The organism is Candidatus Syntrophosphaera sp., assembly GCA_019429425.1.
In the GTDB taxonomy this organism is placed as follows: Bacteria; Cloacimonadota; Cloacimonadia; order Cloacimonadales; family Cloacimonadaceae; genus Syntrophosphaera.
Genome location: JAHYIU010000096.1, coordinates 1 through 8,453, shown reverse-complemented (window position 1 = coordinate 8,453; position 8,453 = coordinate 1). Strand labels below are relative to the sequence as shown.

Annotated in this window: 4 protein-coding genes; 1 reads left to right on the top strand and 3 read right to left on the bottom strand. The window is 57.8% G+C overall.

The features are described from left to right. A partial coding sequence (locus tag K0B87_08645; protein MBW6514806.1) for a choice-of-anchor D domain-containing protein occupies positions 1-3,529 on the top strand: 3,529 nt, incomplete at its 5' end. A 1,835-nt stretch (positions 3,530-5,364) separates the two neighbouring features. Here the strand turns inward: K0B87_08645 and K0B87_08640 are convergent. From K0B87_08640 to prmC, 3 genes are all read right to left on the bottom strand, one after another. Beyond that, positions 5,365-6,357 carry an SDR family NAD(P)-dependent oxidoreductase gene (locus K0B87_08640; GenBank protein ID MBW6514805.1) on the bottom strand — a complete coding sequence of 331 codons (993 nt, stop codon included), beginning with the start codon at positions 6,355-6,357 and terminating at the stop codon, positions 5,365-5,367. Beyond that, positions 6,320-7,573 carry a UDP-N-acetylglucosamine 1-carboxyvinyltransferase gene (murA, locus tag K0B87_08635; GenBank protein MBW6514804.1) on the bottom strand — a complete coding sequence of 418 codons (1,254 nt, stop codon included), beginning with the start codon at positions 7,571-7,573 and terminating at the stop codon, positions 6,320-6,322. Before murA ends, K0B87_08640 begins: the two co-directional genes overlap by 38 nt. Positions 7,574-7,614: 41 nt before the next feature. Then, positions 7,615-8,453: peptide chain release factor N(5)-glutamine methyltransferase (gene prmC, locus K0B87_08630; protein ID MBW6514803.1), on the bottom strand; the 839-nt coding region annotated here is incomplete at its 5' end.

Below are 8,453 nucleotides of genomic sequence, written 5' to 3'. Positions count from 1 at the left end.
CGGATTCTACATGACCGCCACCACCGGACCGCGCAGCCGTTATATCTATAACGATACTGCACCCTATGACGCGTTGACGGTGACCGGCGGAACCGGCTACGCCAACATCCCGAACGTGATGTTGGGAAAAGGCGCTCCTCCGGAAGGCCCTCCCAACGCGCCGATCCTCACCTATCCCGCCAATGGCCAGATCGAGCTGCCGGTTGAAGGCTTCAACCTGCAGTGGAGCCCGGACTACAGCGGCGGCGCCGGTGTTCCGGACTACTACGCTGTGTATATGTCCATGGACGAACTAACGATCTATGACGACTACTACTGGGAAATACCCAGCGCCCACTTCAATCCTGTCACCGAAGGCGGGATCGCCTTCAGTTATGACCAGCGCTGGTACTGGACCGTGGAAGCCGTCAATGCCTGGGGCTCCGGTTTGGTCGATCCTCCCCAGTGGTTCGAGATCATTTCGCCCCCGGCGCAGATCTCCGTTGCCCCCACCTCCCTGACCGAAACCCTGGCCTTCGGCAACACCAGCGTCCAGCAACTCACCATCTCCAACACTGGCGGAATGCCGCTCAACTTCTCCATCGGGCTGCAGGAAACTCCGCCCGTCAGAAGTCTGATCACACCTGTCGATCTCTCGACCTTCCAAGCTCCCAGCCATTCCAGAAACTTGGAGAGCGAGCGCAGCCCCTTCATCGGACCGATGACTGAAGAAACGAACCGCGCCATCTTCGACGTCCAGTTCATCTATCCCGTGTCCGGACTGGCTGTCGGCGCTCATTACGGAATCGTCACCGACGGGGATTTCTTCTATTCTGGGAACTGGCAGGGTACCGCAGGAAGCCAGACCATCCACAAATACAATCTGGACGGCACCTTCGTGGAAGATTTCAACATCGACGGTGGCGCCATGGGTATCCGTGGCCTAACCTGGGACGGCGAATACTTCTATGGATCTGCCAATAGCACAACCATCTACAAGATGGATTTTGCTGCTGGTACCACTGTCGGCACCATCACAGCCCCTGTCGCCGTGCGCGGAATCGCCTATGATTCCGACAACGACGCCTTCTGGATCACCACTGGCTGGGGTGGACCGCTGAGCCTGCTCGCTCGTGACGGCACCGTGCTCCAGACCCTCACCACAGCAGCCAGCAGCATGGGAGACATTGTCTTTGACAATATCTCCGGTCCCAATCCGACCCTTTGGGCAAACACCCAGAACGGCTCATTTGGGAATATGCTGCAGCAGATCAGCCTGACCGACGGCTCATTGGTGCAAACCTTTGATGTTACTCCCGATCAGATACCTGGTCTTACTATCGACAATATAGCCGGCGGCATCACCATCGCGACAAACCTGGTGCCCGGCAAGGCGTCTCTGGTTCCCATGGTACAGAATCTCTTGTTCTACGGCCTGGAACTCTGCCAAACCGCCAACTGGGCTCTGCCCACACCTGCCACCGGAACCGTGCCCGCGGGCCAATCTGTGGTCGTTGACGTGACCTTCGACGCCGTGAACAACCCTCCCGGCTACTACGAAGGCGACCTGGTCATCACCCACAGCGCCCCCACCGCCACGGTGTATGTGCCGATCGACCTCACCGTCACCGGAGATTGGGATCCCGTCTTCGCCATCAATCCCACTGCCTGGGAATTCGGCGATCTTGAGATCATGAATCCTTCCGTGAAGGAGTTCACCATCACCAACCTGGGTGCCCCCACCCTGACCATCAACGCAGGCGACATCTACCTCAGCGGCGATACCGAAGGAAACTTCACGCTCAACGCTGACGGACTGCCTGTGGCATTGGGCAACAACGGGACCTACAGCTTCACGGTCACTTTCGCACCCCTTACCGTGGGCGCGAAGACAGCGACCCTGAACATCCAGGACAACCTCACCGCCCGCGTGCTGCACACCGTGCCGCTGAGCGGAACCGGTTTGGTTGAACCCATCGGCGAGATAGTGAACCTCAACGCCACTGTGGTAAACAACGAAGACGTCCTGCTGACCTGGGGCCTGAGCTATGGCGGCGGCGGAACCCCCGGCTGGATCCACTATGACGACGGCATCAACTACGATTCCATCGGCACAGGTGGAGTGGCCAACTTTGACGTGGCGATCAAATTCGATTCCGGCACCATGTACGGCTACAACGGAATGGAGATCACCCACATCAAATTCTGGCCCGCCTCCTCCCATACCAACTACACCCTGAAGGTCTGGACCGGAGGCGATGCCGGCCTCATCCCGACCACCATGGTCTATTCCCAAGCCGTGACAGTGATCCCCGACCAGTGGAACGACTTCACGCTCACCACACCGGTGCCCATCACCGGGACCGATGCCGTGTGGATCGGCTACAACTGCGACGTGCTGCTGGATGATGTGATAGGTGAGTACTGGCCTGCCGGTTGCGATGCTGGTCCCGCCCTGGTCAATTACGGCGACCTGATCCAACTGGGCGGCACCTGGTACAGCATGTACACGCAATGGGCGCTGAACTTCAACTGGAACCTGCAAGCCTATGTGGATGACCCCGGTATCCTTGCTTCCAGGTCCCGACTGCTCAGCATACCTGTGGTTAGCACGCAGCCGAGCGACGAGTTCCTGCGCCGCAACATGCTCAGCACAGCGAACGACAATCCGCCTCAAAACCGTGTGCTACGCGGCTATAACGTGTATCGTGACATGGTCCAGATCAATTCCTCGCTGGTACCCACAAACTCCTACACCGATTACGGCCTGACCCCCGGAACCTACTCCTACACTGTCCAGGCCATCTACTACAGCGCGAACTCGGCCATGTCCGATCCCGCGATCGCGGTCATAACCCCGCCTGTCCCGATCGCCCTGCCCTTCCTGGAAGACTGGGTTAGCGGCGACTACACAACCAACCAATGGACTGCGGGAAGCACCAACTGGTTCGTAACTCCTGGCACTGGCAATCCCGCTCCGTCCCTGACCTTTGGTTGGAGCCCGACAGTCACAGACTACGACATTCCCTTCACCAGCCACTGGTTCGACGGCAATGTCCCGGATCGGATCGACCTGACCTTCGACATCATGCTGGATAACTACGGCTTGGCCTTGAATGCCATGACCTGGGAAGTGTATGACGGAACAACCTGGCATTTCCTGGGCACCGTTGACAACTCTGCCGGAGATATTCCTTGGACGACCTACACCTACGACATCACCTCATATGTCGCGGGCGGTAACTTCAAGCTCCGTTTCCGCGCCACCGGTGCGAACAGCTACGACATCAACTACTGGTACATCGACAACATCGCGTTGACCCTGACCCCGCTCGCGCTCGACGCTCCGGATGTAGCGATCGCCCTGGTTGGCGGTGTTCCCACGCTTAGCTGGCTGGCAGTCGATAACGCCACGACCTACAACGTGTATGGCTCGGCCGATCCGTTCGCGGCAGATCCCTGGACACTTCTGGATACCACAGCCAACCTTACCTACACCTACACAGGTGTGGAAGCGCTGAGGTTCTTCAAGGTGACAGCCAACAACTAAGGCACAAGTTCGATGCCAAACGCTCTAATGAGCAACTGAACGATTAACCGCGGTGGCGACACCGCACAAGATAAGCCCCCGGCTCCGGCCGGGGGTTTTTTAGGCTCTCTTTCAAACCAAGTGCGTGATTGGAACGTCAAGTCCGGATGCACAATCAGAAGGTTGCAGATCTGGAGAATCGGCAAAGGCAGCACGGCTGCCTTCAGAAGATGTCTGTGACAACTTTCGCTGCTGACCAACCCCGCCGCAGGTGGGGTGAAGGACAATAGGCGGCGGCTTCAGCCGTCGTATTTCATGATCAGGCCATCCATGTTTCATGGCCCCACCCCCTCAGCAAACTCAGAATCTGAGTTTGCTGAGGGGGTGGGGAATACTGGCCAGATAAATATGAGCTCCGAGAATACCCGGGATTAATCCCGGGTCTATTGTCCTGCACCGGTTGAAACCGGTTTGTCTAAAGGCTTAGCGGTCTGTGACAGCTGTGGCAAAGCGGAATTTGCCACCCCAAAACCCAGCCCCGGGGATCGGGAAGACATGTAGCCGGAGGATTCCAATCCTCTGCAAATGTAGACGGATGATTCCGATTCATCGTTTGAAGGGCTCTGCGAGCCGCTGTGGCAAAGCGGAATTTGCCACCCCAAAACCCAGCCCCGGGGATCGGGAAGACATGTAGCCGGAGGATTCCAATCCTCTGCAAATGTAGACGGATAATTCCGTTCCTCCGTTTGAAGAGCTCTGCGAGCCGCTGTGGCAAAGCGGAATTTGCCACCCCTTCAATCTGCGTCTGAATATCTGACCCACTTGGTTTGAAAGAGAGCCGTTTTTATTGCCCTCAGAGCCCTGGCTCATGGCGGCGGATACTTCGCCCAACACATCCCGAACAATGTTGGGGATGTGTAAGGTGAGTATGAGAGGGGCGTTGATTCAAGTGAGAGGATAAATGAGGCTCACTTTCAAACTGAGTGGGTCAGGTTTTCATCAGGGGCAAGAAGGGGTGGCAAATTCCGATTTGCCACAGCGGTCTGCTGACCGCTTCTGAAGGCAGCCGTGCTGCCTTTGCCGATTCTCCAGATCGGCAACCCGCTGCTTGTTCAATCCGGATTTAACGCGCCAATCATCCACGCGATTTGAAAGAGAGCCATAAATGATGCTCAACAATTACGAACAAACCAGCTCCCGGTACCAAAGCCTTCAAATAGCATTCTGAAGAGGAATACGGGGTACGTGGATACCTGTCTACCCCATTCACACACAGCGAGTTGCAAAAATGTAAGGATACGCAATTATCCTGCAGGAGATCATATGTATTGATAGCAATTACTTGCAAAAATGTAAGAATAAATCCAGGTTCTGGGAAAACAATTGCAGAAAGAAAAGAGGATAGAGTGGGAAAAATGCTTACATTTTTGCAAAGTGTTATCTGGTATGGAGATAATCCTGTAAGAAACAACGGCGTATCCATGCGTCCTTGCATATATCTACAGTACAGTTAGTTAAATCAGAAACATGGAAACACTTGTGAAAGCCCAGGCGATCCAATTGACTGAAGTCTTTATGGCTCACTTTCAAACTGAGTGGGTCAGGTTTTCATCAGGGGCAAGAAGGGGTGGCAAATTCCGATTTGCCACAGCGGTCTGCTGACCGCTTCTGAAGGCAGCCGTACTGCCTTTGCCGATTCTCCAGGTCGGCAACCCGCTGCTTGTTCAATCCGGATTTGACGTGCCAATCACCCACTCGATTTGAAAGAGAGCCGTCTTTATTTCAAGACCTCAGGTCGTCCTGTTTAAATCAACGCGATCCGCCTTAATCCGTGATAATCCGCGGGAAACTCTTTGTCAGCCTTGTGTCCGCCACCACTCCCAGAAACGTGCAATGCCCTGCTCGAAACTGGTGGATGGATCATAGCCCAGGAGCCGCCGCGCTTTGGAGATGTCTGCCCTGGTCCGGAGCACATCGCCTTCCTGCGGGGGAAGGTGTTCCTGACGCGCTTTCATCCCCGTCACCTCTTCCAAAACCGCGATCATCCCGTCCAGCCTGACCCCGCGGTCGTTGCCGAGGTTGATGATCTCGTAGCAGGGGTGGTTCTGGACATAATCCAGAGCGCCCAGAATGCCGTTGACGGTATCCGCGACATAGGTGTAATCCCGGCTGCTGGAGCCGTCGCCGAAGACCGGGATCATCTCTCCGCGGGCCATCAGGCCCAGGAATTTGTGGATGGCGAGGTCAGGCCGCTGGCGGGGTCCGTAGACCGTGAAAAATCTCAGGCAGAGCATGGATATTCCGTAAAGGTGGTGCCAGGTGTGGCAGAGCAGTTCGCCGGCCTTTTTGGTGGCGGCATAGGGCGAGATGGGGTCATCAACCCGGTCGCTTTCGGAAAAGGGGATTTGGGGGTTGTTGCCATAGACCGAGGAAGAGGAGGCAAAGATGAACTTGTCGACGCCGTGCCTGGCGCAAAGCTGCAAAAGATTGAGCGTGCCCAGGACATTGACCCGCGCGTAGAGCTCCGGGTCCGCGATGGAAGGGCGCACTCCGGCCATGGCGGCCAGATGGGCCACCAATGCGGGTTTGTGGGTTGCAAAGACTGATTCCAGAGCCTGGGGATCGGTGATGTCGGCCTCGACCAGCGTAAACGAGGGATTCTCCAGGCAGGCGCTGATGTTGGCCCGCTTTATCAGGGGAGCGTAAAAGGAGCAGAAATTGTCCAGGCAGATGACCCTGGAGCCCTTTTGCAGCAAGGCTTCGCAAAGATGGGAGCCGATAAAGCCGGCGCCGCCGGTCACCAGGATCGGATCAGGCCAGCTCACGCGTGATGCGGGCCCCGATGCCATTGAGCTTCTCCTCGATGCGGTCGTAGCCGCGGTCGATGTGGTAGATGCGGGAAACGACCGTTGTTCCCTGCGCCACCATGCCAGCCAGCACCAAAGCCGCGCTGGCCCTCAGGTCCGTGGCCATCACCTCCGCGCCGCTCAGGGCCTGGACTCCGGTGACAGTGGCCACGTTGAGGTCCATCCTGATTTCGGCCTGCAGCCGGTTCAATTCGGCGATATGCATGAAGCGGTCCGGAAAGATCGTGTCTTCGATCCGGCTGGTCCCTTCCGCCAGAGACATCAGGACGGTGAACTGGGCCTGCAGGTCGGTGGGGAAACTTGGATAGGGCAGGGTTGTGATGTCCACCGGCTTGATCTTCAATGGGGGGACGACGGTGATGCTGGACCGGCCGACTTCCAGTTCGCAGCCAGCTTCGCGAAGTTTATCCAGCAGGATGGCCAGATGCCCCGGTTCGCAGTTCTCCACCGTGACCGGCTCCGTGCTCAGGGCTCCGGCGATCAGGAATGTCCCCGCTTCGATGCGGTCCGGGATCATCTGCATCTCCACAGGGAAAAGTTGTTCCACCCCCTCGATGGTGAGGCTGGTGCTGCCTTTGCCGGAGATATTGGCGCCCATCTTGTTCAGCAGGTCGATGGTGGAATCGACCTCCGGCTCCATCGCGGCGTTGAACATGCGGGTGGTTCCCCGCGCGAAAACCGCGGCCATGAGGGCGTTGATCGTGGCTCCGACGCTGGATTTCTCAAAGTGGATGTCCGCTCCGGTGAGTTTATCCGCGCGGGCGTGGATGTAGCCGTGTTCGATATTGATCGTTGCGCCGAGGGCTTCCATGGCCTTCAGATGCAGGTCCACGGGCCGGGTGCCGATCGCGCAGCCTCCGGGGAAGGAGACCCGCGCCTCGCCCAGCCTGGCCAAAAGCGGCCCCAATACATAGATGGAAGCGCGCATCTTGCTCACCAGCTCGTAGGGGGCTTCGTTGAAGCAAAGGTCGCGGGAATCGATGGCCATGGCCCCAGCTCCGTAATCCACCCGGGCGCCGAGGACGCGGAGCACGTGGGCCATGGTTTTGAGGTCGATCAGGTTCGGCACGTTGCGCAGAACGGATTTTCCGGGTGCCAGCAGGCAGGCTGCCATCGCAGGCAGGATGACGTTCTTGGCCCCGCTGACGGCGATCGTGCCGCTCAGCTTGCGGGTTCCTTCAATGATGAAGCGGTCCATGTTTTATCCTTTATCCAAAATATCGTTGTCCGGCTTAGACGCTAAATTTCCGGCTTTACCTGCAAAACCAGATAGCGGTCCCGGCCGCTAAGGTCTTGCCCGGCCTGGATAACGGCAAAGCCCAGACCTTCGGCCAGAGCTGTGATCCCCCCGCGCTGAAACGCTCCGTGCTCAAAGAACACGAGACCCTGCTCTGCCAGGCGGGAAGCGGCCCCTTCCAGGATGCGGCGATAGTATTGCAGGCCTTCTTCTGCGGCCAGCAGTGCTCCGGAGGGCTCAAAATCCCGCACGCGCGGTTCCACATCGGCGTATTCCGATGCGCTGACATAGGGCGGATTGCTGATGATCAGATCGAAGCGGCCTTCTCCGGTGGGGAAGAGGTCGCCCAGCTGAAAGTCGATGGCGCAGCCATGCCTGGCGGCATTGCGTTTTGCCACTGCCAAAGCTTCGAGGCTGGAATCGGTCGCGCTGATCACGAAAGCGGGCCAGTGTTTCTTCAAGACTATGGCGATCGCTCCGCTGCCGGTGCCGATCTCCAATACCCGCGATCCCGGCTGCACATGCTTCAAGGCCAGTTCCACCAGTCCCTCAGTTTCCGGGCGCGGGATCAGGACGGCGGGTCCGACCTCCAGTTCGAGGCCAAAGAACCAGCTTTTCCCGAGGATGTATTGCGGAGGCTCGTTCCTGAGCAGGCGGGCGTGATATTCCCAAAACTTTTGAACAACCCCAGCATCCAGTTCCCGGTCCCGCAGCAGCGGGAGCTCCAGAGGCTGGCAGTCCAGCAGTTCCGCCAGCAGCAGGGAAACGTCGCGGGGATCAGCGCCGGAGGCAGACAGCGCTTCAGCCAGGAGCAAACCGGCCTTCATGCCTCGGCAAGCTG

Coding starts and splice junctions, on each gene's coding strand:
- K0B87_08640 (MBW6514805.1), bottom strand. CDS start 6,357: ATGGCATCGGGGCCCGCATCACGCGTGAGCTGGCCTGATCCGATCCTG.
- murA (MBW6514804.1), bottom strand. CDS start 7,573: ATGGACCGCTTCATCATTGAAGGAACCCGCAAGCTGAGCGGCACGATC.